The 23,613-nt window shown below is 73.9% G+C and carries 20 protein-coding genes; 12 read left to right on the top strand and 8 right to left on the bottom strand.

Going from position 1 to position 23,613, the window contains the following annotated elements; genetic code table 11:
- Positions 1–110 precede the first annotated feature (110 nt).
- The 3 genes from recA to rny all read left to right on the top strand — a co-directional run bounded on the left by recA (position 111) and on the right by rny (position 3,889).
- Positions 111–1,229 (top strand): recombinase RecA, encoded by a 1,119-nt coding sequence (gene recA, locus AMK13_RS35525; protein ID WP_074005699.1) that lies wholly within the window; start codon positions 111–113, stop codon positions 1,227–1,229.
- A 331-nt stretch (positions 1,230–1,560) separates the two neighbouring features.
- Positions 1,561–2,286, top strand: a complete 726-nt coding sequence (gene recX / locus AMK13_RS35520) for a recombination regulator RecX (RefSeq protein ID WP_443333959.1) — start codon at positions 1,561–1,563, stop codon at positions 2,284–2,286.
- A gap of 133 nt (positions 2,287–2,419) precedes the next feature.
- Positions 2,420–3,889 carry a ribonuclease Y gene (gene rny, locus AMK13_RS35515; protein WP_074005698.1) on the top strand — a complete coding sequence of 490 codons (1,470 nt, stop codon included), beginning with the start codon at positions 2,420–2,422 and terminating at the stop codon, positions 3,887–3,889.
- Between the two features lie 28 nt (positions 3,890–3,917).
- Here the strand turns inward: rny and AMK13_RS35510 are convergent, their stop codons facing one another.
- From AMK13_RS35510 to AMK13_RS35490, 5 genes are all read right to left on the bottom strand, one after another.
- Positions 3,918–5,633 carry an FAD-dependent monooxygenase gene (locus AMK13_RS35510; RefSeq protein WP_074005697.1) on the bottom strand — a complete coding sequence of 572 codons (1,716 nt, stop codon included), beginning with the start codon at positions 5,631–5,633 and terminating at the stop codon, positions 3,918–3,920.
- 122 nt (positions 5,634–5,755) lie between these two features.
- Positions 5,756–6,604 carry an amino acid ABC transporter permease gene (locus tag AMK13_RS35505; RefSeq protein ID WP_074005696.1) on the bottom strand — a complete coding sequence of 283 codons (849 nt, stop codon included), beginning with the start codon at positions 6,602–6,604 and terminating at the stop codon, positions 5,756–5,758.
- The gene (locus AMK13_RS35500) at positions 6,601–7,251 is read right to left on the bottom strand and encodes an amino acid ABC transporter permease (RefSeq protein WP_049655583.1); all 651 of its coding nucleotides are present in this window, start codon (positions 7,249–7,251) and stop codon (positions 6,601–6,603) included. Before AMK13_RS35500 ends, AMK13_RS35505 begins: the two co-directional genes overlap by 4 nt.
- Positions 7,252–7,304: 53 nt before the next feature.
- A complete protein-coding gene (locus AMK13_RS35495) occupies positions 7,305–8,213 on the bottom strand; it encodes a glutamate ABC transporter substrate-binding protein (RefSeq protein WP_074005695.1) in 909 nt (302 codons plus the stop codon).
- A gap of 121 nt (positions 8,214–8,334) precedes the next feature.
- Positions 8,335–9,108 (bottom strand): amino acid ABC transporter ATP-binding protein, encoded by a 774-nt coding sequence (locus AMK13_RS35490; RefSeq protein WP_049655580.1) that lies wholly within the window; start codon positions 9,106–9,108, stop codon positions 8,335–8,337.
- Between the two features lie 391 nt (positions 9,109–9,499).
- On the opposite strand from AMK13_RS35490, the gene AMK13_RS35485 reads away from it, so the two are divergent.
- Positions 9,500–10,273 carry a response regulator transcription factor gene (locus tag AMK13_RS35485; protein WP_074005694.1) on the top strand — a complete coding sequence of 258 codons (774 nt, stop codon included), beginning with the start codon at positions 9,500–9,502 and terminating at the stop codon, positions 10,271–10,273.
- 6 nt (positions 10,274–10,279) lie between these two features.
- A complete protein-coding gene (locus tag AMK13_RS35480; protein WP_049655577.1) occupies positions 10,280–11,713 on the top strand; it encodes a sensor histidine kinase in 1,434 nt (477 codons plus the stop codon).
- Positions 11,714–11,728: 15 nt separating this feature from the next.
- Here AMK13_RS35480 and AMK13_RS35475 read toward each other — a convergent pair whose 3' ends face one another.
- Positions 11,729–12,748, bottom strand: a complete 1,020-nt coding sequence (locus tag AMK13_RS35475) for a TAXI family TRAP transporter solute-binding subunit (protein ID WP_074005693.1) — start codon at positions 12,746–12,748, stop codon at positions 11,729–11,731.
- 95 nt (positions 12,749–12,843) lie between these two features.
- Between AMK13_RS35475 and miaB the strand changes: the two genes are divergently transcribed.
- Positions 12,844–14,346: a tRNA (N6-isopentenyl adenosine(37)-C2)-methylthiotransferase MiaB gene (gene miaB / locus AMK13_RS35470; RefSeq protein ID WP_255357448.1), complete on the top strand. Its 1,503-nt coding sequence runs from the start codon at positions 12,844–12,846 to the stop codon at positions 14,344–14,346.
- A gap of 78 nt (positions 14,347–14,424) precedes the next feature.
- Positions 14,425–15,123 carry a class III extradiol dioxygenase subunit B-like domain-containing protein gene (locus tag AMK13_RS35465; RefSeq protein ID WP_074005692.1) on the top strand — a complete coding sequence of 233 codons (699 nt, stop codon included), beginning with the start codon at positions 14,425–14,427 and terminating at the stop codon, positions 15,121–15,123.
- 25 nt (positions 15,124–15,148) lie between these two features.
- On the opposite strand, the gene AMK13_RS35460 is transcribed toward AMK13_RS35465, so the two are convergent.
- Complete coding sequence (locus AMK13_RS35460; protein WP_241853171.1) at positions 15,149–15,418, bottom strand: antitoxin; 270 nt, start codon at positions 15,416–15,418, stop codon at positions 15,149–15,151.
- A 163-nt stretch (positions 15,419–15,581) separates the two neighbouring features.
- Between AMK13_RS35460 and miaA the strand changes: the two genes are divergently transcribed.
- The 5 genes from miaA to hflX all read left to right on the top strand — a co-directional run bounded on the left by miaA (position 15,582) and on the right by hflX (position 22,382).
- The gene (gene miaA, locus AMK13_RS35455) at positions 15,582–16,526 is read left to right on the top strand and encodes a tRNA (adenosine(37)-N6)-dimethylallyltransferase MiaA (protein ID WP_074005691.1); all 945 of its coding nucleotides are present in this window, start codon (positions 15,582–15,584) and stop codon (positions 16,524–16,526) included.
- Positions 16,527–16,754: 228 nt separating this feature from the next.
- Complete coding sequence (locus AMK13_RS35450; protein ID WP_049658893.1) at positions 16,755–17,267, top strand: hypothetical protein; 513 nt, start codon at positions 16,755–16,757, stop codon at positions 17,265–17,267.
- Positions 17,268–17,299: 32 nt separating this feature from the next.
- Complete coding sequence (gene dapF / locus AMK13_RS35445; protein WP_074005690.1) at positions 17,300–18,205, top strand: diaminopimelate epimerase; 906 nt, start codon at positions 17,300–17,302, stop codon at positions 18,203–18,205.
- 259 nt (positions 18,206–18,464) lie between these two features.
- The gene (locus tag AMK13_RS35440) at positions 18,465–20,642 is read left to right on the top strand and encodes a RelA/SpoT family protein (RefSeq protein ID WP_074005689.1); all 2,178 of its coding nucleotides are present in this window, start codon (positions 18,465–18,467) and stop codon (positions 20,640–20,642) included.
- Positions 20,643–20,879: 237 nt separating this feature from the next.
- The gene (gene hflX / locus AMK13_RS35435; protein WP_049658942.1) at positions 20,880–22,382 is read left to right on the top strand and encodes a GTPase HflX; all 1,503 of its coding nucleotides are present in this window, start codon (positions 20,880–20,882) and stop codon (positions 22,380–22,382) included.
- Positions 22,383–22,448: 66 nt separating this feature from the next.
- On the opposite strand, the gene AMK13_RS35430 is transcribed toward hflX, so the two are convergent.
- On the bottom strand, positions 22,449–23,567 hold the full coding sequence (locus AMK13_RS35430) for a trypsin-like serine peptidase (protein WP_049658941.1): 1,119 nt from the start codon (positions 23,565–23,567) through the stop codon (positions 22,449–22,451).
- Positions 23,568–23,613 lie beyond the last annotated feature (46 nt).

The raw sequence follows: 23,613 nt of genomic DNA, 5'->3' as shown, positions 1-23,613 counted from the left end.
TCCGGCGTGGAGTTTTCCACAGGCGGAGCCCGGCCGGGCCCGTTTGTCAGTGGGACGCGCTAGCGTCGAGGACGATGAAGCGCACAGCACAGAACCCGAGGGAAAAAGCCATGGCAGGTACGGATCGCGAGAAGGCCCTTGAGACCGCGCTCGCCCAGATCGAGCGGCAGTTCGGCAAGGGCTCGGTGATGCGCCTCGGCGAGAAGGCCAACGAGCCGGTCGAGGTGATCTCCACCGGGTCCACCGCCCTGGACGTCGCCCTCGGGGTCGGCGGCATCCCGCGTGGCCGCGTGGTCGAGATCTACGGCCCCGAGTCCTCCGGCAAGACCACCCTGACCCTGCACCTGGCCGCCAACGCCCAGAAGGCCGGCGGCACGGTCGCGTTCGTCGACGCGGAGCACGCGCTCGACCCGGAGTACGCCAAGAAGCTCGGCGTGGACACCGACGCCCTGCTGGTCAGCCAGCCGGACACCGGTGAGCAGGCGCTGGAGATCACCGACATGCTGATCCGCTCCGGCGCGATCGACCTGGTGATCATCGACTCGGTCGCGGCGCTCGTGCCGCGCGCCGAGATCGAGGGCGAGATGGGCGACTCGCACGTCGGTCTGCAGGCCCGGCTGATGAGCCAGGCGCTGCGCAAGATCGCCGGTGCGCTGAACCAGTCGAACACCACCGCGATCTTCATCAACCAGCTGCGCGAGAAGATCGGCGTGATGTTCGGTTCGCCGGAGACCACGACCGGTGGCCGGGCGCTGAAGTTCTACGCCTCGGTCCGCCTCGACATCCGCCGGATCGAGACCCTGAAGGACGGCACCGAGGCGGTCGGCAACCGCACCCGCGTCAAGGTGGTCAAGAACAAGGTCGCCGCGCCGTTCAAGCAGGCCGAGTTCGACATCCTCTACGGCGTGGGCATCAGCCGCGAGGGCGGCCTGATCGACATGGGCGTGGAGCACGGCTTCATCCGCAAGTCGGGCGCCTGGTACACCTACGAGGGCGACCAGCTCGGCCAGGGCAAGGAGAACGCCCGAAACTTCCTGCGGGACAACCCGCAGCTCGCCGACGAGATCGAGCGGAAGATCAAGGGCAAGCTCGGCATCGGCCCGAAGGTGGAGGAGCCGGCCGAGGAGAGTGCCGAGGCCGCCGCCGCCGCCGACGGCGCGGCCAAGCCGATCACCGCGACCGCCACCAAGACGGCCGCGGCGAAGAAGACGGCGGCGGCCAAGGCCTGAGCCGTTGACGCAGTACGACACGGTGGGCGGCGGCCCGGCGGGCCCGGAGGACGACGACTACGGGCCGCCGGACTGGTTCGCCGCGGTCGCGGAAGGCGACGACCACGGGCCGCCGGACTGGTTCGCCGCCGTCGCGGAGGAGCCCGAGCCGGTGGCCGCGAAGCCCCGGGCCTCGCGCTCCCGGCGCGGCCGTCCGTCCACCGCGCAGTGGGCATCCGGCGCCGAGCCGGAGTTCGACCTGGCTCCGACCCGGGCGGTGCGCGGCGCGGCGCCCGGGCCGGAGCCGGCGGAAACCCCGGTCGAGGCGCTCGGCCTGGTCTCCGCCTCCGAGCTGCCCACCGGCCGCCGGCGGCGGCGCTCGGCCCTGGAGGCCGAGCAAACCGAAGCGGCCGGGCCCGCTTCGACACCGACGGCCGTGGAGAGCGGCCGCGGCGGCGGCGAGGCGGCCGGTCACGGGGGTGTGGCCGCCTCGGCCTCCCGTCGCGGCGGGCGCCGGGGCCGCTCCGGCACCGGGCTGCCCGGGGAGGAGCACTCCGGCCGTACCTCCCGGAAGCAGGCCGAGGAGTCGGCCGACCCGGAGACCCGCGCCCGGGATATCTGCCTGCGGCTGCTGACCGGCGCCGCCAAGACCCGCAAGCAGCTCGCCGACGCCCTGCGCAAGCGGGAGATCCCGGAGGAGGCCGCCGACGCGGTGCTCACCCGGCTCGAAGAGGTCGGGCTGATCGACGACGCGGCCTTCGCCGCGGCCTGGGTGGAGTCCCGGCACGCCGTCCGGGGCCTGTCCCGGCGGGCGCTGGCCCAGGAGCTGCGCACCAAGGGCGTCGCCGCCGACCTGGTCGAGCAGGCCGTCGCCCAGCTCGACCACGACGACGAGACGGACGCGGCCAGGGCGCTGGTCGAGCGCAAGCTGCGGTCCACCCGGGGGCTGGACACCCAGGTGCGCACCCGGCGGCTGGTCGGGATGCTGGCCCGGCGCGGCTACTCCGAAGGACTGGCGTTCCGGGTGGTGCGCAGCGCGCTGGAAGAGGAGTGGAGTGAACCGTCGGGTCGGGAGTAGTGGCAGTTCTGTAGGTGTCTTGGAGTGGACCAGGTCAACTCTTGACCCTCCCGTGACCCCCACCTAGCCTCGCCTTCAGTGCCCGGGGCGCCTCCGGACGGCGGCGCGCGCGGCGACGGGGGAGTGGGCGGGAATGGGGATCTCGGCGGGCACCGGCCCGGGCGGCTCACTGGTGCCGGTCGCCGGATCGGCCGCACTCCTGCTGCTGGTGGTCGTGGCCGCCGCCGGGCTGGCGATCAGGAGGCTCCGGGCGGCCCGGCGCGGTGCGCTGGCCGAGGCCGAGCAGGCCCGCCGGTGGGCCGAGGAGCAGTCCGCCCGGCAGCGGACCGAACTGGCCCGCCGCGAGGAGGACATGGCCGAGGAGCTGCGCAGGCTGCGCCGCCGGGAGGACGAACTGGCCGAGCGCTCCGCCGAGGTGGAGCAGTCCCGGGGCGAGGCCGAGGCGCTGGTCGCCCGGCGGGCGGCGGCGTTGGAGCGGGCCGCCGGGCTCTCCGCCGAGCAGGCCCGCGCCGAACTCCTGCGGGAGGCCGAGGACTCGGCCCGGCGGGAGGCCGCGGTCACCGTCCGGGAGATCGAGCGCGAGGCCCGGGAGGAGGGCGAGCGCCGGGCCCGGGACATCGTCGCCGGGGCGGTCCAGCGGCTGGCGACGGAGCAGACCGCGGAGAGCGCCGTCACCATCCTGCGGCTGCCGAACGAGGACATGAAGGGCCGCATCATAGGCCGCGAGGGCCGCAACATCCGCGCGTTCGAGGCGGTCACCGGCGTGAACCTGATCGTCGACGACACCCCCGAGTCGGTGCAGCTGTCCTGCTTCGACCCGGTCCGCCGGGAGACCGCCCGGCTCACCCTGGAGCAGCTGGTCGAGGACGGCCGGATCCACCCGACCCGGATCGAGAGCCTGTACGAGCGCAGCCGCGAGGAGGTCGGGCAGAGCTGCGTCCGGGCCGGCGAGGACGCCCTGTTGGAGGCCCGGGTCGACGGGGTGCACCCCGAACTCGTCCGCACCCTGGGCTCGTTGCGCTATCGGGCGTCGTACGGGCAGAACGTGCTCGGGCACCTGCTGGAGTCCGCGCATCTGGCCGGGATGATGGCCGCCGAGCTCGGGGTGGACCCGGAGCCGGTGCGGCGCGCGGCGCTGCTGCACGACATCGGCAAGGCGCTCACCCACGAGTCGGAGGGCAGCCACGCCGCGGTCGGCGCGGAGCTCGCCCGGCGGTACGGGGAGTCCGCCGAGGTGGTGCACGCGATCGCCGCCCACCACAACGAGGTCGATCCGCGCACGGTGACGGCCGTGCTGACCCAGGCCGCGGACGGCTGCTCGGGCGGCCGGCCGGGTGCGCGCAAGGAGTCGCTGGAGCTGTACGTCCGGCGGCTGGCGCGGCTGGAGGAGATCGCGCGTTCGCACGAGGGCGTGGCCGAGGTGTTCGCGATGCAGGCGGGCCGCGAGGTGCGGGTGATGGTCCGTCCGGACGCGGTGGACGACCTCGGTGCGGAGCTGATCGCCCGTGAGGTCGCCCGCCAGGTCTCCACCGAGCTGACGTACCCGGGCCAGATCCGGGTGACGGTGGTCCGCGAGAGCCGGGCCACGGCGGTGGCCGGCTGAGACCGTGGCCCGCCGCGGCCCGGAGGCCTCAGCTCGGGGAGTCCACCTGCTGGGGCGAGGGCTGCTCGGCCGGGTCGGGGGCCGGGCCGAGCGTGGCCGGGCCGCCGCGGGCGCGGTCGGCGAGGGCGAGCAGGTCCTCGGCGACGGCCCCCTGGGTGGCGCCGACCAGGTGGCCGTCCGGGCGGATCAGCAGGACGGTGTGCGGCCCGGCGCCCGGGTAGTCCTCGGTGACCAGCACCTCGGCGGGGACGGGCAGCGCGGCGGCGACCTCGGCGAGGCGGGGCATCAGGCCGGCGCCGAGCCAGTGCTCGGAGGACCAGACGGCGGTGCCGGGGGCGACCAGCAGCAGCAGGAAGGTGGTGCCGAGCCGGGCGTGCAGGTGGTCGGGGGTGCCGTCGTCGGCGAGCACCGGCAGGTCCGGGACGAGCACGCCGGGGGCGGTGGCGGGCAGCAGCTCGCTGAGCGAGGTGGTGCCGCGCGCGCCGCGCTGCACCGGGACCCGGGCCGGGACGCCGGAGGGCGCCGCCGGGTAGGCGGGCGCGCCGCCGAACCGGCCGGTGCCGAGCTGGCCGTCGGCGAGCAGCGGGGCGTGCTTGCGGAAGCCGCCGACCAGCAGCGAGCGCCGGGTCTGCTGCCAGCCGCGCAGCGGGCGCAGCAGCGGCATGGACTGGTCGACCGCGCGCAGCCGGGCGCCGACCGCCCCGCGCCGCTCGGCCTCGTAGCCGTCCAGCAGGGAGCCGCCGGGCTGCGGGCCGCCGGAGTGGAGGTGCCAGGCGAGGGCGAGCCGCCAGGCGAGGTTGTCGGCGTCGCGCAGCCCGTCCGCGAGGTTCTGCATGCCGAGCGCGCCGTGCAGGTGGGCGGCGTCGCCGGCCAGGAAGCAGCGGCCGCTGCGGAAGCGGGCGGCGAGCCGCTGCTGGGCGGTGTGGTCGGCGGCGGCCAGCAGTTCGAAGCGGGGCAGTTCGCCGCACCAGCCGGTGAGGGTGGAGGTGACCCGGGTGAGCAGGGTGTCGCCGGTGACGATGCCGGGCCAGGTGGCGTGCGGGTCGACGGTCTCGGTGGCGGCGGGACGGCCGGGGGGCAGCCGCCAGTCGAGCCGCCAGACGCCGTCCGGCAGCGGACGGGCGGAGGCCTCGCGGTCGCCCCGCCACGGGGGCTCGCGGTGCAGCCGGGCGCCGTCGAAGGGCAGGTCGACCCGGACGGTGGCGATGGCGTTGCGGTCGACCGCCGGGCGGCCGGGGAAGCGGATCTTCAGGAGCTTGCGGACGGTGGATCTGGCGCCGTCGCAGCCGACCAGGTGGCTGCCGCGCCACCAGGTGGCGGAGCCGTCCTGGGTGCCCGTGGTGCGGAGGCTGACGCCGTCCCGGTCCTGTTCGAGCTCGACGACCCGGTTGAGCGGGACCAGCCTGATCAGCGGGGTGCCGGTCAGGGCGTCGCGCAGCCCGCGCTGGAGGCGGTGCTGGGGCAGGTGGTAGGTGGGCGAGTCGGTGAGGTCGATCCGCAGCACCTCCTGGCGGCGGCGCCAGACGGCGAAGGAGTCCCACAGCGCGGAGTCCGAGACGGCCCGCGGGTAGCCGATCCGGGTCAGGAAGGCGGCGGTGTCGGCGCCGAGGACGAGGCTGCGCGGGCCTTCCGGGCAGAGGCCGGAGCCCTCGTCCAGGACGATGGTGGGGACCTCGTGCCGGGCCAGGGCGAGGGCCAGGGCCAGACCGACCGGTCCGGCCCCGACCACGATCACCGGGTCCATGAGGGAACCTCCGGGCACGAACCGGCCGATCGGCCGGCGTCAGTTACCGCTGCCGCATATGCCGCGTGGATGCTCCCGGGAGGTGTCACGAAGAGCAATGCAACAGTTCGCCTGCGTGTCCGTCAAGCAGAAGTCGAAGTGCGCCGGTTCGCGCCGCGACGGCCGCGTGCTTCGATCCAGCGTGCGAGCGCGGTCAACAGGAGGCACATCGCGATGTAGATCGGGCCGATCACCAGCACCACGGGGATGTAGGGGAAGCCCGCGGCGTTCATCGGCTGGCTGGCGATCTTCTTGCCGATGAACAGCAGCTCCTGGTAGGTGATGATCAGACCGAGCGAGGTGTCCTTGAGGGTGACGACCAGCTGGCCGATCATCGAGGGCAGCATCGAACGGACGGCCTGCGGCACCAGGATCGACGTCATCACCTGGGTCTTGCGCATGCCGAGCCCGTACGCCGCCTCGCCCTGGCCGCGCGGGACGGCGTTGACGCCGCTGCGGATGATCTCGGCCTGGACCGCCCCGTTGTAGAGGGTGAGGCCGAGCACCAGCGCCCACATCGACTCCTTGGCGAAGAAGGCGTAGTAGAGCCCGACGATCAGGATCAGCAGCGGCATCGCCCGGAAGAACTGGGTGAAGGCCGTGCAGAACCAGCGGACCGGTTTGTGGTCGGAGAGCTGACCGGCCGCCAGCAGGGCGCCCAGGGCGAGCGAGAAGACCGCCGCCAGCCCGAAGGCCTTCAGGGTGGCCAGCAGGCCGTCCAGGATCATCTGCTGGACGAAGTTGTACTGGAACGGGTCCCACAGGTCGGGGTCGAACTGGCCGTTGTCGTTCAGCGCGGTGAAGACGTACCAGAGGAGACCGGCGATGCCGAGCACCGAGAGGACGCCGAACGCGCGGTACCGGGTGCGGGCCTTCGGGCCGGGGGCGTCGTAGAGGACGCTGGCCGAAGCCTGGCGGTTCAGAACACTCATCGGGCCACCGCCAGTCGGGATTCCAGGAAGCGGAAGAACGTGGCGATCGTCGCGCTGATCAGCAGGTAGGCGCAGGCCACCCAGAAGAAGATGGCGAAGATCGAGAAGCCGCGCTCGGAGAAGGTCTGCTGGGCGCTGTACAGCTCGGAGACGCTGAACGCGCCGGCGATCGCCGAGTTCCTGGGCAGGGCGATGAACACGCTGCTCATCGGGCCCAGGACGGTCCGGGCGGCCTGCGGCAGGACGACCAGGGTGAGGGTCTGGCCGAAGGACATGCCCAGGCTGCGGGCGGCCTCCGCCTGGCCGAGTGGCACGGTGTTGATGCCGGAGCGGATCACCTCGCAGACGAACGAGGCGGTGTACCCGCCGAGCGCCAGCACCGCGAACACCAGGTGGCTGAAGTGCACGCCCAGCGGCGGCAGGCCGAAGGTGACGGCGAAGAACAGCAGGGTCAGCGGGGTGTTGCGGAAGAGCGTGACCCAGGCGGTGCCGAAGGCGCGCAGGACCGGCACCGGGGAGACCCGGAAGGCCGCCAGCAGGGTGCCCAGCAGCAGGGCGAGCAGAGCGCTGAGCGCGCTCACCTCGATCGTCTGTAGGAAGCCGTCGCGGAACAACGCGAAGTTGTCGTCCTCGAACAGGAACCCCATCCGGCGGCCCTCCTCTCAGTTCATGGTCGGGAAGTCGACGTACGGCGGGCGGATCAGTAGCGCTCGAGGGCCGGGACGTCCGGCGCGGCGGAGCCGGAGGCGCCCAGGGTCGCGTCGTAGGCCTTCTTCCAGTCGCCGTTGTCCTCGTGGGCCTTGAGGGCGTCGCTGATGGCGTCGCGCAGCGCCTTGTCGTCCTTGTTGAGGCCGACGCCGTAGTTCTCCTTGGTGAACGGCTTGCCGACCACCTTGAGCTTGGGGGCGTACTTGGAGGCGTAGCCCTTGAGGATCGCGTCGTCGGTGGTGACCGCGTCGACCTCGCCGGACATCAGCTTCTCGACGCAGGCCGAGTAGGTGTCGAACTGCGTGACCTTCGGGTTGTACTGCTGGATGTTCTTGATCGAGGTCGAGCCGGTGGCGGTGCAGACGTTCTTGCCGCCGGTGCTCTCCGCGCCGGTGATCGTGGTGTTGTCGGCCTTCACCAGCAGGTCCTGGCCGGCGATGTAGTACGGGCCGGCGAAGGAGACGCTCTTCTTGCGCTCGTCGTTGATGCTGTAGGTGCCGACGTAGAAGTCGATCTGGCCCTTGGCGATGGCCGGCTCGCGCTGCGAGGAGACCAGGGTCTGCCACTTGATCTGCTGCGGGGTGAAGCCGAGGTCCGCGGCGATCATCTTGGCGATCTCGATGTCGAAGCCGCTGCGGTCGCCGCTGGCGACGTCCTCCCAGCCGAGGTTCGGCTGGTCGGCCTTGGCGCCGATGATCAGCTGGCCGCGCTTCCTGGCCTCGGCGAGGACCGCGGAGTCGACCTTGACGTCGGTCTTGACCGTGTAGGTCGGCAGCGCCGGGGCGGCGCTGCCGCCGCTGCTCGCGGCGGTGGTGCCGGGGGTGCCGTCCTTGCCGCAGGCGGCGGTGGCGGTGAGCGCGACGGCACAGAGCGCGACGGCGAGGGTGCGGGACGTCCTCATGAGGGTTCTCCTGGGGGTGGGCCGCGGTGTCAACCGGGCTCTGGCGTCTGGAAGGCGTTGCACGGCGGGACCGGCCGGCACCGGTGACGAAGCCGGGGGCGGCCCCGCTGGTCTCGAAGCGTCAGTGGTGGAGGATCTTCGAGAGGAAGTCCTTGGCGCGGTCGGAGCGCGGTGCGGTGAAGAAGGCGTCCGGGGTGTTCTGCTCGACGATCTTCCCGTCGGCCATGAACAGCACCCGGTTGGCGGCGGAGCGCGCGAAGCCCATCTCGTGGGTGACCACGACCATCGTCATGCCGTCCGCGGCCAGTTGGCGCATGACCTCCAGCACCTCGTTGACCATCTCCGGGTCCAGCGCCGAGGTGGGCTCGTCGAAGAGCATCACCTTGGGCTTCATCGCCAGCGCCCGGGCGATCGCCACGCGCTGCTGCTGGCCGCCGGAGAGCTGGGCCGGGAACTTGTCCGCCTGCGCGCCGACGCCGACCCGCTCCAGCAGCTCCCGGGCGGTCTTCTCGGCCTGCGGGCGGGGCACCTTGCGCACCTTCACCTGGCCGATGACCACGTTCTCCAGCACGGTCTTGTGCGCGAACAGGTTGAAGCTCTGGAACACCATGCCGACCTCGGCGCGCAGCCGGGCCAGCTCCTTGCCCTCGTCGGGCAGCGGCCGGCCGTCGATGGTGATCGTGCCGGAGTCGATCGTCTCCAGCCGGTTGATCGTCCGGCAGAGCGTCGACTTGCCCGAACCGGACGGGCCGATCAGTACGACCACCTCGCCCTGGGCGATCCTGAGGTCGATGTCCTGCAGCACGTGCAGCGCGCCGTAGTGCTTGTTGACCTTGCTCAGCACGACCAGGGGGGCGGCTGCGGTGGTTGAGTCCTCGACCGGGCTCTCGGTCATCGCGCCTGCTCCCTCTGTCGTCGAATAACGCCTGCCCGAGAAGTCTCAACTCCCTTGGGAGGCAGTGGTGGTGCGAATCCGGGGGCCGCGGCCGGCGGAGCCGCAGCCCCCGGTGGGCCGACCTTAGGAGCCGTGACCGTTCGCCGTCAGCCGATCTGAGCGGAACTTGAGGATCACGAAACGGCCACGCGTCGCCCACGCGCTGTTCGCGCGGGCGCCGACGGGGCATGTCACAGCGGGAATCCGCTCCGGTGCTCCCCGTCCCCCACGGGCCCGGTGCGCGGTCGAACCTGGCGTCGGGCCGTTCACTGGCTCATACTGCGCAGGACCGGGACCTGACCGATCGGCCCGGTGATCACTGGTGATCAGGTGGGGGAAGGAGGAGAACAGGATGCGACTTCTGCTCGTCGAGGACGACGAACGCGTGGCCGCCGCGCTGGTCGCGGTGCTGGGCCGGCACGGCTTCCAGGTCCGGCACGCCCGCAGCGGGCACGAGGCGCTGGACGCCCTGGTGCCGGACGGCAACGAGCCGTACCGCGTGGTGCTGCTCGATCTCGGGCTGCCCGACCGCGACGGCTTCGAGGTGTGCAGCCGGATCAGGGCCGGCAGCGGCGTCCCGGTGATCATGGTCACCGCCCGCGCCGACGTCCGCTCCCGGATCCACGGCCTCAACCTGGGCGCCGACGACTACGTCACCAAGCCGTACGACATGGGCGAGCTGCTCGCCCGCATCCACGCCGTGGCCCGCCGCGGCGCCGCCCCCGCCGCGGTGCCGGTGCCCGCGCCCGACACCGTGCCGCAGCAGCGCGGCCCGCTGGAGTCCCGCGGCATCAGGATCGACCGGGAGCGCCGCCGGGTCAGCGTGGACGGCCGCGACGTGCCGCTCACCCGCAAGGAGTTCGACCTGCTCGCGCTGCTCGCCCAGAGCCCGGGCGTGGTCTACCGGCGCGAGCAGATCTTCAGCGAGGTCTGGCGCAGCGGCTGGGAGGGCAACGGGCGCACCCTGGAGGTGCACATCGGCTCGCTGCGCAACAAGCTGGCGCTGCCCGGACTGGTCGAGGCCGTGCGCGGGGTCGGCTACCGGCTGATCCCCGACTGTCCGGCGCCGTCCGCCCCCGCCCCGTCGGCCCCCGCCCCGTCCGCCCCCGCTCCCGCGGAGCACTGACCGCACGTGCGCACCCGCCTGCTCGGCATCCTGATCGCCCTCATGCTCTGCGTCCTGGCCGCCCTGGGGCTGCCGCTCGCGGCGGCGGTCGCGGCGGCCGAGCAGACCAAGGTCGTCGTCGACCGGCTCGACGACGCCGCCCGCCTCGCCCAGGACCTGCCCACCTCCGGCGCCGCCGACTCCGCCCGCAAGGGCGAACCGGAACCCGCCCCGGGCGACCTCAGCCGGCAGCGCGCGATCCTCTCCGAGGTCCGCCGCTACCACGACCTGTACGGCGTCCGCCTGGGCATCTTCCAGCGCGACGGGGTGGCGATCGCCGCCGCCCCGGGCGACTGGCGGGTGCCCGGCGAGGGCTGGGGCGCCCAGGCCTTCCAGGAGGCGCTGGACGGGCGGCGCAGCCACAACCCGCCGCAGGTCTGGCCGTGGACGCCGGACCGGACGATCATCGTCGCCGCCCCGGTGGTGCGCGACGGCGACGTGGTCGCGGTGGTGCTGAGCGAGTCCCCGACCGAGGCGCTGCGCACCCGGGTGCTGCACAAGTGGCTGGTGATCGTCGCGGGCGAGGCCGCCGCGATGATCGTCGCCGTGCTGCTCGCCGTCCGGCTCACCGAGTGGGTGCTGCGCCCGGTGCGCACCCTGGACCGGGCCACCCACGACATCGCCACCGGCCGGATGGCCGCCCGGGTCGCCCCCGGCGGCGGACCGCCCGAACTCCAGCGGCTGGCCCGCTCGTTCAACGAGATGGCGGACCACGTGGTGCTCGCCATGGACCAGCAGAAGGCCTTCGTCGCGGACGCCTCGCACCAGCTGCGCAACCCGCTGTCGGCCCTGCTGCTGCGGGTCGAGCTGCTCGGCCTGGAACTGCCCGAGGGCCACGAGGAGGAGCTCAGCGGCGTACGGGAGGAGGGCGTCCGGCTGGCCCGGGTGCTGGACGACCTGCTCGGGCTGGCCACCGCCGAGCACGCCCGCCCCGAACCGGAGCGCACCGACCTCGCCGAGCTCACCCTGGCCCGGGTCGACGCCTGGCGGCCGGCGGCCGAGCAGCGCGGGATCACGCTGCGCTGGGACGGCCCGGCGCTGGCGATCGGGATGGCCGACCCGATCGGCTTCGGCTCGGCCCTGGACGCCGTGGTCGACAACGCGCTCAAGTTCGGCCCGCCCGGCAGCGAGGTGCGGCTGCGGGTCGCGGTGCGCCGGGACGAGGTCGCGGTGACCGTCACCGACGCCGGGCCCGGCCTCACCGAGGACGAGCTGTCCCGGGCCGGGGACCGGTTCTGGCGCAGCCCGCGGCACCAGAACGTGGACGGGTCGGGGCTCGGGCTGTCCATCGCCCGCACCCTGCTGGCGGCCGGCGGCGGCACGCTCGGCTTCGCGCCGGTCAAGCCGACCGGGCTCGCGGTGACGCTGGCGGTGCCCCGGCCGGAGAAGCCGGAGAAGTAGCCGCCGGGGCGGGGCCTACGGCTTCACCGAGCGGTAGTAGCGCGCCGCGCCGGTGTGCAGCGGGAGCGGGTCGGTGTAGACGGCGGTGCGCAGGTCGACCAGCTGGGCCGCGTGCACCTGGGCGCCGATCTGGTCCCGGCTGTCGATCACCGCGCGGGTCATGCCCTCGACCAGGCCCGGGTCCACGTCGTCCCGGGTGATCAGCAGGTTGGGCACGGCCACCGTGGCGACCGCGTCCTTCGGTTCGGCGTTCGGGTAGGTGCCCTTGGGCATGGTGGCCGCCCGGTAGGCGTCGGTGCCGCCGCCCTCGGCCTTGTGCAGGGCCTCGGCGAGGTCGCTCAGCGGCACGATCCGGATCCGGACGTGCTCGGAGAGGTCGGTGAGCGCGCTGGTGGGCAGGCCGCCGGACCAGAAGAAGGCGTCCAGGGTGCCCGCGCGCAGGTCGTCGGCGGCCTCGCCGACGCCCTTCGACACCGGGACGATGTCATGGTCCGGGTCCAGCCCGGCGGCGGTCAGCAGCCGCCTGGTCACCAGGTTCACCCCGGACTGCGGCAGCCCGACGCCGACCTTCAGGCCCTTGAGGTCGGCGGTGCGCCGCACCGGGGAGGAGGCCGGGACGACCAGCTGCAGGTAGTCGTCGTACAGCCGGGCGATCGCCCGCAGCTTCTCCTTGCCGGGCTCGTGGTAGTCGGCGACCGCGTCGGCGGTGGCGATCGCGAAGGTGTCCCGGCCGTCGATCACCCGGCCGATGTTGTCGACCGAGCCCTCGGAGTTGTCCAGGGCCAGCCGCACCCCCGGCATCGCCCGCGAGACGTGGCCCTGGAGCAGCTGCCCGTACCGGTCGTAGACGCCGCGCTGCACCCCGGTGGCGAAGCGGACCTCGCCGCGCGGGTACCCGGGCGAGCGGCCCGCCGACAGCCACCAGCCGCCGAACCCGGCCACCAGCAGCACCAGCACCAGCACCGTCCGCCACAACGGGCTGCGGGCCGCGGCACGGACGGCGGCGCCGGGACGGTACGGAGTGGTGGGGGTCATGCAGGGATACTGCCAGGCGCTCCGGCCGAACGGGAGGGGAACGGGTGGTGGAAGCTCCGGGAAAAGCCCTTCGCCGCTGCCCGTACCCTGGTCTGGTGAGCGGTGAGAGCGGATTGAAGAGCTACAAGGTCGTCACGCACGGCTGTCAGATGAACGTCCACGACTCCGAGCGGCTGTCCGGCCTGCTGGAGGACGCGGGGTACGTCAAGGCCGGGCCCGAGGGCGACCCGGACCTGGTGGTGTTCAACACCTGCGCGGTGCGCGAGAACGCCGACAACAAGCTGTACGGCAACCTCGGCCAGCTCGCGCCGGTCAAGACCCGCCACAAGGGCATGCAGATCGCCGTCGGCGGCTGCCTGGCCCAGAAGGACCGCGAGACCATCGTCAAGCGCGCCCCCTGGGTCGACGTGGTCTTCGGCACCCACAACATCGGCCACCTGCCGGCGCTGCTGGAGCGGGCCGCCGTCGAGCGCAAGGCCCAGGTCGAGATCCTGGAGTCGCTGGAGACCTTCCCCTCCACCCTGCCGACCCGCCGCGAATCCGCGTACGCCGCCTGGGTCGCCATCTCGGTCGGCTGCAACAACACCTGCACCTTCTGCATCGTCCCCGCGCTGCGCGGCAAGGAGGAGGACCGCCGCCCCGGCGACGTCCTCGCCGAGATCGAGGCGCTGGTGGGCGAGGGCGTCATCGAGGTGACCCTGCTCGGCCAGAACGTCAACGCCTACGGCTCCGACCTGGGCGACCGCGAGGCCTTCTCCAAGCTGCTGCGCGCCGCCGGCCAGATCGAGGGCCTGGAGCGGATCCGCTTCACCTCGCCGCACCCGCGCGACTTCACCGACGACGTGATCGCCGCGATGGCCGAGACCCCGAACGTGATGCACCAGCTGCACATGCCGCTGCAGTCCGGCTCGGACCGCGTCCTCAAGGCGATGCGCCGCTCCTACCGGCAGGAGCGTTTCCTCGGGATCATCCGGAAGGTCCGCGAGGCGATGCCCGACGCGGCGATCTCCACCGACATCATCGTGGGCTTCCCCGGCGAGACCGAGGAGGACTTCGAGGAGACGATGCACGTCGTCCGCGAGGCCCGCTTCACCAACGCCTTCACCTTCCAGTACTCCAAGCGCCCCGGCACCCCCGCCGCGGAGATGGCGGACCAGGTGCCGAAGGAGGTCGTGCAGGCCCGCTACGACCGGCTGATCGCCCTCCAGGAGGAGATCTCCTGGGAGGAGAACAAGAAGCAGGTCGGGCGGACCCTGGAGATCCTGGTCGCCGAGGGCGAGGGCAAGAAGGACGACCAGACCCGGCGGCTCTCCGGCCGCGCCCCCGACAACCGGCTGGTGCACTTCACCAAGCCGGAGGAGCCGGTGCGCCCCGGCGACACGGTGACCGTCGAGATCACCTACGCCGCCCCGCACCACCTGCTCGCCGAGGGCCCCGCGCTCGCGGTGCGCCGCACCCGGGCCGGCGACGCCTGGGAGAAGCGCCAGGCCGCGCCCGCCGCCAAGCCGGCCGGCGTGCTGCTCGGCCTGCCGAAGATCGGCGCCCCGGCGGAGCTGCCACTGGCCGCGCCGGCGGGCGGGGCCTGCTGCGGCGACTGACACCGTGCCCGGTACGGCGGCCTGACGGGAGGATCCACTCCCGCCGGGCCGCCGTCGTCGTTGGCTAGAGTGATCCGCATGCTGGTAGCCGCCGCCGTGTGCCCCTGTCCGCCGCTGCTCGTCCCCGAGGTCGCCGCCGGGGCCGCGCCCGAGCTGGACGGCCTGCGCGCGGCCTGCGACGAGGCGCTCGCGGCGCTGGTCGCGGCCGGACCGCAGCTGGTCGTGGTGGTCGGCACCGGGCCGGCGGCCGAGGTGTGGACCGAGGGCGGGGCCGGCTCCTTCCACCGCTACGGGGTGCCGCTGGTCGCCAAGCTGCCCGGCGACCGGGTCGAGGGGCCGGAGCTGGCCCCCTCGCTGACCGTCGGCGCCTGGCTGCTGGAGCGCGCCGGGGTGGGCCTGCCCACGCACGCCTGCGCGGTGCCCGCCGACGCCCCCGCCGACCGGATGCTCGGCCTCGGCCAGGGCCTGGCCGGGCTCGCCGACCGGGTCGCCCTGCTGGTGCTCGGCGACGGCAGCGCCTGCCGCTCGGTGAAGGCGCCCGGCTACCTGGACGAGCGGGCCGAGGGCTTCGACACCGCGCTGGCCGCCGCCCTGGGCACGGCCGACCTGCCCGCCCTGGCCGCACTGGACCCGGGCCTGGCCGCCGAGCTCAGGGCCGACGGCCGGGCGCCCTGGCAGGTGCTGGCCGGCGCCGCGCAGGGCGCCGGCCTCACCGGGCGGCTGGGCTACCAGGACGCGCCGTACGGGGTCGGGTACTTCGTGGCGTCCTGGTCCTAGCAAGTCGGCGGGGCAGGCCTGCGGTTCAGGACCGCGGGGCCTGCGGGGGCTGCTCCTCGTCGCCGGGCTTCGGCTTGTGGGCGAAGTCGCCGACCGCGCCCTTGGCCTTGCCGGCACCGTGCTCGATCTTGTCGCTGTACTTGCCCTTGGTCGCCTTGTCGATCGCGCCGCCGGCCTTGTCCACGGCCTTCTCGATCTGGTCGCTGTGCTTGCCGGCGAACTCGCTGGCCTTGTCCTTGAGCTCCTCGGCCTTGCCCTTGAGGTTGTCCATCAGACCCATGGCGATCTCCTTCATCCGCTGTTCCCCGCACAACGACCGGGCTCGGCAAAGCGTTCGCAAACCGGCCCAACCGGGGAAACGGCCGGAAAGTGTCCGGGAAACAGTCATATCCTCGCGCAGTCGCGGGCGGGTGGCAGCCCGGTCCGCGGGCGCCCGGCCGTTTTGCGAGACTGGAGCGGTGAGCAGCTCCCGTACCCCGTGCGTCATCTCGATCGTCGGCGCGACCGCCGCCGGCAAGTCCGACCTGGCCGTCGCCATCGCCCGCAGTCTCGACGGCGAGGTGATCAACACCGACTCGATGCAGCTGTACCGGGGCATGGACATCGGCACCGCCAAGCTCACGATGGAGGAGCGCGGGGGAGTGCCGCACCACCTGATGGACGTCTGGGACGTCACCGAGGCCGCCAGCGTCGCCGAGTACCAGCGGCTGGCCCGGGCCGAGATCGACCGGCTGCTCGCCGCCGGCCGCACGCCCGTCCTGGTCGGCGGCTCCGGGCTGTACGTCCGGGCGGCGATCGACGAGATGGAGTTCCCGGGCACCGACGCGGCGGTGCGGGCCCGGCTGGAGACCGAGCTGGAGCACGCCGGCCCGTACGCGCTGCACCGGCGGCTGGCCGAGCTGGACCCGGCGGCCGCCGAGGCGATCCTGACCGGCAACGGGCGGCGGATCGTCCGCGCCCTGGAGGTCATCGAGATCACCGGGCAGCCGTTCACCGCCAACCTGCCGAGCAACACCGCCGTCTACGAGGCGGTGCAGATCGGCGTCGCCGTGCCGCGCCCCGAGCTGGACGAGCGGATCGCGCTGCGGGTCGACCGGATGTGGGAGGCCGGACTGCTGGACGAGGTGCGGGAGCTGGAGAAGGTCGGACTGCGGGAGGGCAGGACCGCCTCCCGGGCGCTCGGCTACCAGCAGGTGCTCGACCACTTCGCCGGCGGGTGCACCGAGGACGAGGCCCGGGCCGAGACCGTCCGGGCCACCAAGCGCTTCGCCCGCCGCCAGGAGTCCTGGTTCCGCCGCGACGACCGGATCCACTGGCTCTCCCGGCCGGCCGGCACCGACCCCGTCGAGCTGCTGGAACGCTCCCTGGAACTGATCGACCGTCAGGGAGTTCCGGCCGCGTAGGAAGGGTTTCCGGCCAATCCGGCGGTGCACCTGCGCGCGCAGGCGACCGTGCAGGACGAACCGGCGGTCACGGGCCGATCACGTGATGGCCACGGATCACCCGTCGACCCCGGTCAGGCCCGGAACGCCCCTCTGGACATGCCATCATCGATGCCGTAGGGGTCGACCGAACGGGCCGGCCGTGCCCGGCCGCGAGTCCGCTCGTGTCGAACTGTCAGGGGAGGCCGTGTGTCGACGGGTACCGGCCCCGAATCCGGCCAGGGCGGGAGCGTCACCGTACCGGCCGAGGAGTTCGACGAGTCGACGATGGGCGACCTGCCCGTGCTGACCGGCCTGGAGGCGCCGACCTCCTACGCGGCCGCGGTGCCCGCCTTGGACACCCGCACCCCGCCCGGCGGCGCGGTGCACGAACGGGAGATCCGCCCGCTGCGCCGGCTGCGCTGGTGGCAGACGCTGCCGATCGCCCTGCTGGGCACCCTCGGCTCGCTGATGTTCGCCTTCCCGCTCGCCTTCGGCTCGGCCGGGGCGCGCGCCACCATGGTCGGGATGCTCGGGCTGCTGTTCACCGCCGCCTCGATGGGCTGGGGCGCGATGGCCGCCCGGCACGCCGGCTACACGTGGCCGGGGCTGCCGCGCCGGGGCTCCGGGCAGCGGGCCGGCTGGAAGGCGATCGCGGTCTACACCCTGATCGCGCTGGCCGCCTGCGCGCTCGCGGTCTGGCGGGTCGCCTACCTGCGCTGAGCGCCTCCCGGCGGCTCAGTACCATCGGAGGGGTGAGCGCATCCTCCCCCCAGCAGGTCGGCATCCCCTTCTTCAAGGGCCACGGCACCCAGAACGACTTCGTCATCGTCCCGGACCCGGACGGCGCGCTGGAGATCGGCCCCGAGACCGTCGCCGCGCTGTGCGACCGGCGGGCCGGCATCGGCGGGGACGGGCTGCTGCGCGTGGTGCGCGCCGCCGCCGACCCGGCCGCCGCGGCGATGGCCGACCGGGCCGAGTGGTTCATGGACTACCGCAACTCGGACGGCAGCATCGCCGAGATGTGCGGCAACGGCCTGCGGGTCTTCGCCCGCTTCCTGGTCGAGGCCGGACTGGCCGAGCCGGGCGCACTGGCCGTCGCCACCCGCTCCGGGGTGCTCACCGCGAAGGTCGCCGGGGCCGCCGCGGACGGCACGCCCGGCGACGTCACCATCGACATGGGCCGGGCCCGGCTGCCCGGGCCGGACGGCATCGAGGTCGCGGTCGGCGAGCGGCGCTGGCCGGCCCTGAACGTCAACATGGGCAACCCGCACGCGGTGGCCTTCGTGGAGAGCCTGGAGCACGCCGGGGACCTGTACACCGCGCCGCTCACCAGCCCGGCGGACGCCTACCCGGAGGGCGTCAACGTCGAGTTCGTGGTGGACCGCGGGCCGCGGCACGTCGCGATGCGGGTGCACGAGCGCGGCTCGGGCGAGACCCGCTCCTGCGGCACCGGCGCCTGCGCGGTGGCGGTGGCGGCCATCCGCCGGGACGGCGCCGACCCGGCGGTCACCGGAGAGGCGGTCTCGTACACCGTGGACGTGCTGGGCGGCCGGCTGGTCATCACCGAGCACCCGGACGGCCGGGTGGAGATGGCCGGTCCGGCGGTGATCGTGGCCGAGGGCCGGCTGGACGGGCGCTGGTGGGAGTCGGCGCGTTAGGGCCCGTCTCCGGTGGGGCTCGTCCTCGAACCCGCGTCCGCGGGGCGACAGGCCCGGGGGCCGGCAGCCCGGTTTGCCCAATTCGTTCGGTGATGAATCCCCCCGATCGGGTGATACCGGTCGCGGACGGGAATCAGGGCGTCGCGGAACGTGCTCTGCTCGGTAGCATGGACCACCGGGTCGATCACCCCATGGGGAGGGGTGTCGAGATCACCCCCTCGGACGGGGCGGCGCCCGGCGACCGTTGCCGGAGGTGCCGATGACCATCGAAGCCGGGCAGCCCCTGGGGCAGCCGACGACCGTACGGCAGGGAGGGGCCAGGCGGCCCCTCGGGGAGCTCGGCCTGGCCGCCCTCGGCCGGGCCGGGCGGGCCGCCCTGCTCGCCACCGGCCGGCCGCCCGTGCCGGACGCCCTGGAACCGCTCGTCCGGGTCCACCGCCGGCACCATCCGCAGGCCGACCTCGGCCTGCTCGCCCGGGCCTACCGGCTCGCCGAGGCCAGCCACCGCGGCCAGAAGCGCAAGAGCGGCGAGCCGTACATCACCCACCCGCTGGCCGTCACCATGATCCTGGCCCAACTCGGCGCCGGGACGACCACCCTGGTCGCCTCGCTGCTCCACGACACCGTCGAGGACACCGAGTTGACGCTGGACCAGGTGGGCGCCGGGTTCGGGCCCGAAGTCGCCTACCTGGTCGACGGGGTGACGAAGCTGGAGAAGGTCGACTTCGGGGCCGCCGCCGAGGCCGAGACCTTCCGCAAGATGCTGGTCGCCACCGGGGACGACGTCCGGGTGATGGTGATCAAGCTCGCCGACCGGCTGCACAACATGCGCACCATCCGGCACATGAAGCCGGCCAGCCAGGTGCGGATCGCCAAGGTCACCCGGGACGTGCTGATCCCGCTGGCCGAGCGGCTCGGCATCCAGGTGCTCAAGGCGGAGCTGGAGGACATCGTCTTCGCCACCCTGCACCCCGAGGAGCACGCCCGCACCCGCGCCCTGATGACCGGTCACGAGGCCGAGCCGGACACCCTGCTGGAGCCCTTCGCCCGGCAGCTGGCCCGCCAGCTGGCCGAGGGCGGGGTGGCCGCCGAGGTGACCGTCCGGCCCCGGCACTGCGTCTCGCTGCACCGGGTGCTGCTCCGGCGGGCCGCCGTGCCCGGGCCGGACGGCCGGCCGCAGGGGCCGCGGCCGGCCGACTTCGGGCGGCTGCTGGTGGTGGTCGAGGAGAACGCCGACTGCTACGCCGTGCTCGGCGAGCTGCACACCTGCTGGACGCCGCTGCCCGGGGAGTTCAAGGACTTCGTGGCCGCGCCCAAGTTCAACCTCTACCAGTCCCTGCACACCGCCGTGGCGCTCAGCGGCGGCGCGGTGGTCGAGGTGCTGGTCCGCACCCGGCGGATGCACGAGGTGGCCGAGACCGGGGTGGTCGCGCTCGGAGACCCGTCCCCGGCCGGCGCCGTCCAGGACGCCGACGAGCTGGACCGCACCGACCCGGCCCGCCCGGGCTGGCTCAGCCGGCTGCTGGAGTGGCAGCAGGAGACGCCCGACCCGGACGCCTTCTGGTCCGCGCTCACCGCCGACCTGGCCGGCGACCGCGAGATCACCGTGGTGACGGAGAGCGGCGAAACGCTTCAGCTGCGGGCCGGCGCCACCTGCGTGGACGCGGCCTACCTGCTCGGCGAGGAGACCGGCCACCGATGTATCGGCGCACGGGTCAACGGGCGGCTCACCGCGCTGTCCACCGTGCTGGAGGACGGCGACCAGATCGCGGTGCTCACCGAGACCCTCCCGGCCGGCGGCGGACCGCCCTCCGGCCCCGCCCCCGAGTGGCTGGCGCACGCCCGCACCCCCGCCGCCCGGCTGGCCATCGAGCGCTGGCTGGCCGATCCCCCGGCCCGGCAGCCGGTGGTCCGCACCGGCCCGGCCGGCGGCCAGCCCGCCCCGCCCGGGCGCCCGGCCGCCGAGCGGCGGGCGGCCCCGGTCGCGGTGGCCGGCCGGCCCGGGGCGTCGGTCCGGCTGGCCCGCTGCTGCACCCCGGTGCCGCCGGACGAGGTGGCCGGCTACCCGATCCGCGGCGGCGCGGTCGCGGTGCACCGCACCGGCTGCCCGGCGGGGGAGCGGATGCGCGCGGACGGGCGGGCCGAGCTGGAGGTCCGCTGGCAGTCGGAGGGCGCGCCCGCCGCCGGGCACCGGGCCACCCTGCGGGCCGAGGCGCTGAACCGGCCCCGGCTGCTCGCCGACCTCACCGCGGCGATCTCCGGCGCGGGCGTCGGCATCGTCTCGGCCGAGGTCGAGCCGCCGCAGGAGTCCCGGGTCCGGCACACCTACACCGTCGAACTGCCCGAGCCGGCCGCGCTGCCCGGGCTGATGCGGGCGATGCTCAAGGTCTCCGGGGTGTACGACGTGAGCCGGCCGCAGGCCCCGGAGGGTTCGTAGGGGCCGCCGTCCCGGGGAAAATGGGGATGACCGGCCCGCGCCGGGCGTGCGACCATCATGGGGAATTCACGGCCGGTCCACGGCGTTCTCCGGGCACAGGAGCCCGGGGGCACCCGGGGACCTGAGGGGTAGCTCACCCCGCCCGGACGGTAGCCGGGGCGGCAGCTGGGCAGACTCCGTACGGGACCGCCACCGCGGTCCCCGAAGGCCACCCGTACCAGCCAGCCAAAGGACAGAATGACCTCCACGTTCGACACCCGCGACCACGCCGACGCTCCGCGCCGCCTCGACGGTCTGCGGGCGGAAGCCCTCATGGACGAGGACCTCGCGGCCATCGACGAGGACCGCGGCCACCACTACGACGGCGACCAGTACGACCGCAGCGAGCGAGCCGCCCTGCGCCGTGTCGCCGGCCTCTCCACCGAACTCGAGGACGTCACCGAGGTCGAGTACCGCCAGCTCCGCCTGGAGCGCGTGGTGCTCGTCGGCGTCTGGACGGACGGCACGCTGGAGGAGGCGGAGAACTCGATGGCCGAGCTCGCCGCGCTCGCCGAGACGGCCGGCTCCCAGGTGCTGGACGGCGTCATCCAGCGCCGTGACAAGCCCGACGCGGCCACCTACATCGGCTCCGGCAAGGCGAAGGAGCTGCGCGACATCGTCGCCGCCACCGGCGCCGACACCGTGGTCTGCGACGGTGAGCTCACCCCGGGCCAGCTGATCCACCTGGAGGACGTGGTCAAGGTCAAGGTCGTCGACCGGACGGCCCTGATCCTGGACATCTTCGCCCAGCACGCCAAGTCCCGGGAGGGCAAGGCGCAGGTCTCGCTCGCGCAGATGCAGTACATGCTGCCGCGGCTGCGCGGCTGGGGTCAGTCGCTGTCCCGGCAGATGGGTGGCGGTGGCTCCGGCTCCTCGGGCGGCGGCATGGCCACCCGCGGTCCCGGTGAGACCAAGATCGAGACCGACCGGCGCCGGATCCGCGAGAAGATGGCGAAGCTCCGCAAGGAGATCGCCGACATGAAGAAGGGCCGCGACACCAAGCGCCAGGAGCGCAGGCGCCACCAGGTGCCGTCCGTGGCCATCGCCGGGTACACCAACGCCGGCAAGTCCTCCCTGCTCAACCGGCTCACCGGCGCCGGCGTCCTGGTGGAGAACTCGCTGTTCGCCACCCTGGACCCGACGGTGCGCCGGGCCGAGACCCCGACCGGGCGGCTCTACACCCTGGCCGACACCGTCGGCTTCGTCCGGCACCTGCCGCACCACCTGGTCGAGGCCTTCCGCTCGACCATGGAGGAGGTCGCCGACGCGGACCTCATCCTGCACGTGGTGGACGGCTCGCATCCCGAGCCGGAGACGCAGCTGGCCGCCGTCCGCGAGGTCATCGTCTCGGTCGACGCGCAGAACGTGCCGGAGGTCGTGGTGATCAACAAGGCGGACGCCGCCGATCCGCACGTGCTCCAGCGCCTGCTGCGCCGCGAGCCGCACGCCATCGTGGTGTCGGCCCGCAGCGGCGCCGGCATCGAGGAGCTGCTGCGGCTGATCGACGACGAGCTGCCGCGTCCGGCGGTCGAGGTGCGGGCCCTGGTGCCCTACACCCAGGGCGCGCTGGTCTCCCGGGTGCACGCCGAGGGCGAGCTGCTCTCCACCGAGCACACCGGCGAGGGCACCCTGCTGCACGCCAAGGTGCCGGCCGAGCTGGCCGCCGAGCTGGAGTACTTCGCGGTGGCCCTGCAGGGCTGAGCCCGAAGCGCACGCAGGGGCCCCGGGACGGATCGTCGTCCCGGGGCCCCGCTGTTTCCGGCGGTGCTACCGGACGTTCTTGGCAAAGTAGTCGAAGGCCTGCTTCGCCTGGTCCTGGAGGGAGGGGCCGGCCTGGTAGCCGGCCGGGTTGCGGTTGCCGACCGCGCCGACGCTGACCAGGTTGGGCTTGCCGTCCCGGATGACGAACCAGCCGCCGCCGGCGGCGCCCGCCGTCATGGTGCAGCCGATCACGTACATCGGCGGGCGGTCCCGGTCGAAGGAGAGCAGCCCGGGGGCCAGCGGGGAGTCGCAGTGCTCGAGCTCCAGGCCGTCGAACGGCCGCTCGGCCGGGTAGCCGTAGGCGGCGGTCCCGGTGATCTGGTCGCGCGGGGCGTTGAACCAGATCGGCACCGAGCCGCCGACCGTCTCCTCCAGGGACCTCCCGGAGCCGTCCTCGCCGCGCACCCGCAGGACGCCGTAGTCGTACTGGTGGTGGGCCCCGACGCCGCTCTCCTGGAGCCAGGTCGGCGAGACCAGCGCGCGCACCGCCGTCCACCGGCCGTACGGGGCGACCAGCCGGTCGGCGTTCGCCTTGCCGTGGACCGCCTGGCCGTCCCGGTTGAAGCCGGGCACGAAGACCGGGTTCTTCAGCCAGCCGCCGCCCTTGCCGTCGTGCAGGCAGTGCGCGGCGGTGTAGACGAGGTTGCTGCGGCCCGGGTTGACCGGGTCGGAGACCACGGTGGCGGAGCAGGACACGTCGCCCTGCGACGTGGTCGCGAAGAGCCGGCCGACCACCGAGCCCACCGGTCCGTACGGGTGCGGCTGCGGCTTGGCCGGCACGGCGGCGGGCGGGGCGTCCCGCTCGACGCCGGCCGCCGCGGGGGCGGTCAGCGAGTACTCCGGGGTGGGCCGGGGCCTGGCGGCGTCCATCCGGGCCGCCGTCCAGGCGCCGGGCGCCGCGTCGTTGGCGAAGGCGCTCTCGGCGACGTAGCGGGCCCAGTCGTCCACCTTCCAGCCGCTCAGGTCGCCCGGGCTGGTGGGCGACGACCTGGGCAGGGCGAGGGGCGCGGTGGCGGGCCGGGCGGGGCCGTCCGGGCCGCACCCGGCCGCGCCCAGCGCGAGCGCGGCGAGCAGCGCGGCGCCGCCCGTCGCGGCCCGGCGCCGCCGGCTGGTGGTTCTCGGCATGCTGGCTCGTCCCCCCGTGCTGTGCTGGTGGTTCCCTACCGCCCCC

The organism is Streptomyces sp. CB02056, assembly GCF_001905545.1.
Taxonomy (GTDB): domain Bacteria; phylum Actinomycetota; class Actinomycetes; order Streptomycetales; family Streptomycetaceae; genus Kitasatospora.
Note: the sequence above shows the minus strand (reverse complement) of the source record. Positions and strands in the feature narration are given on the sequence as shown.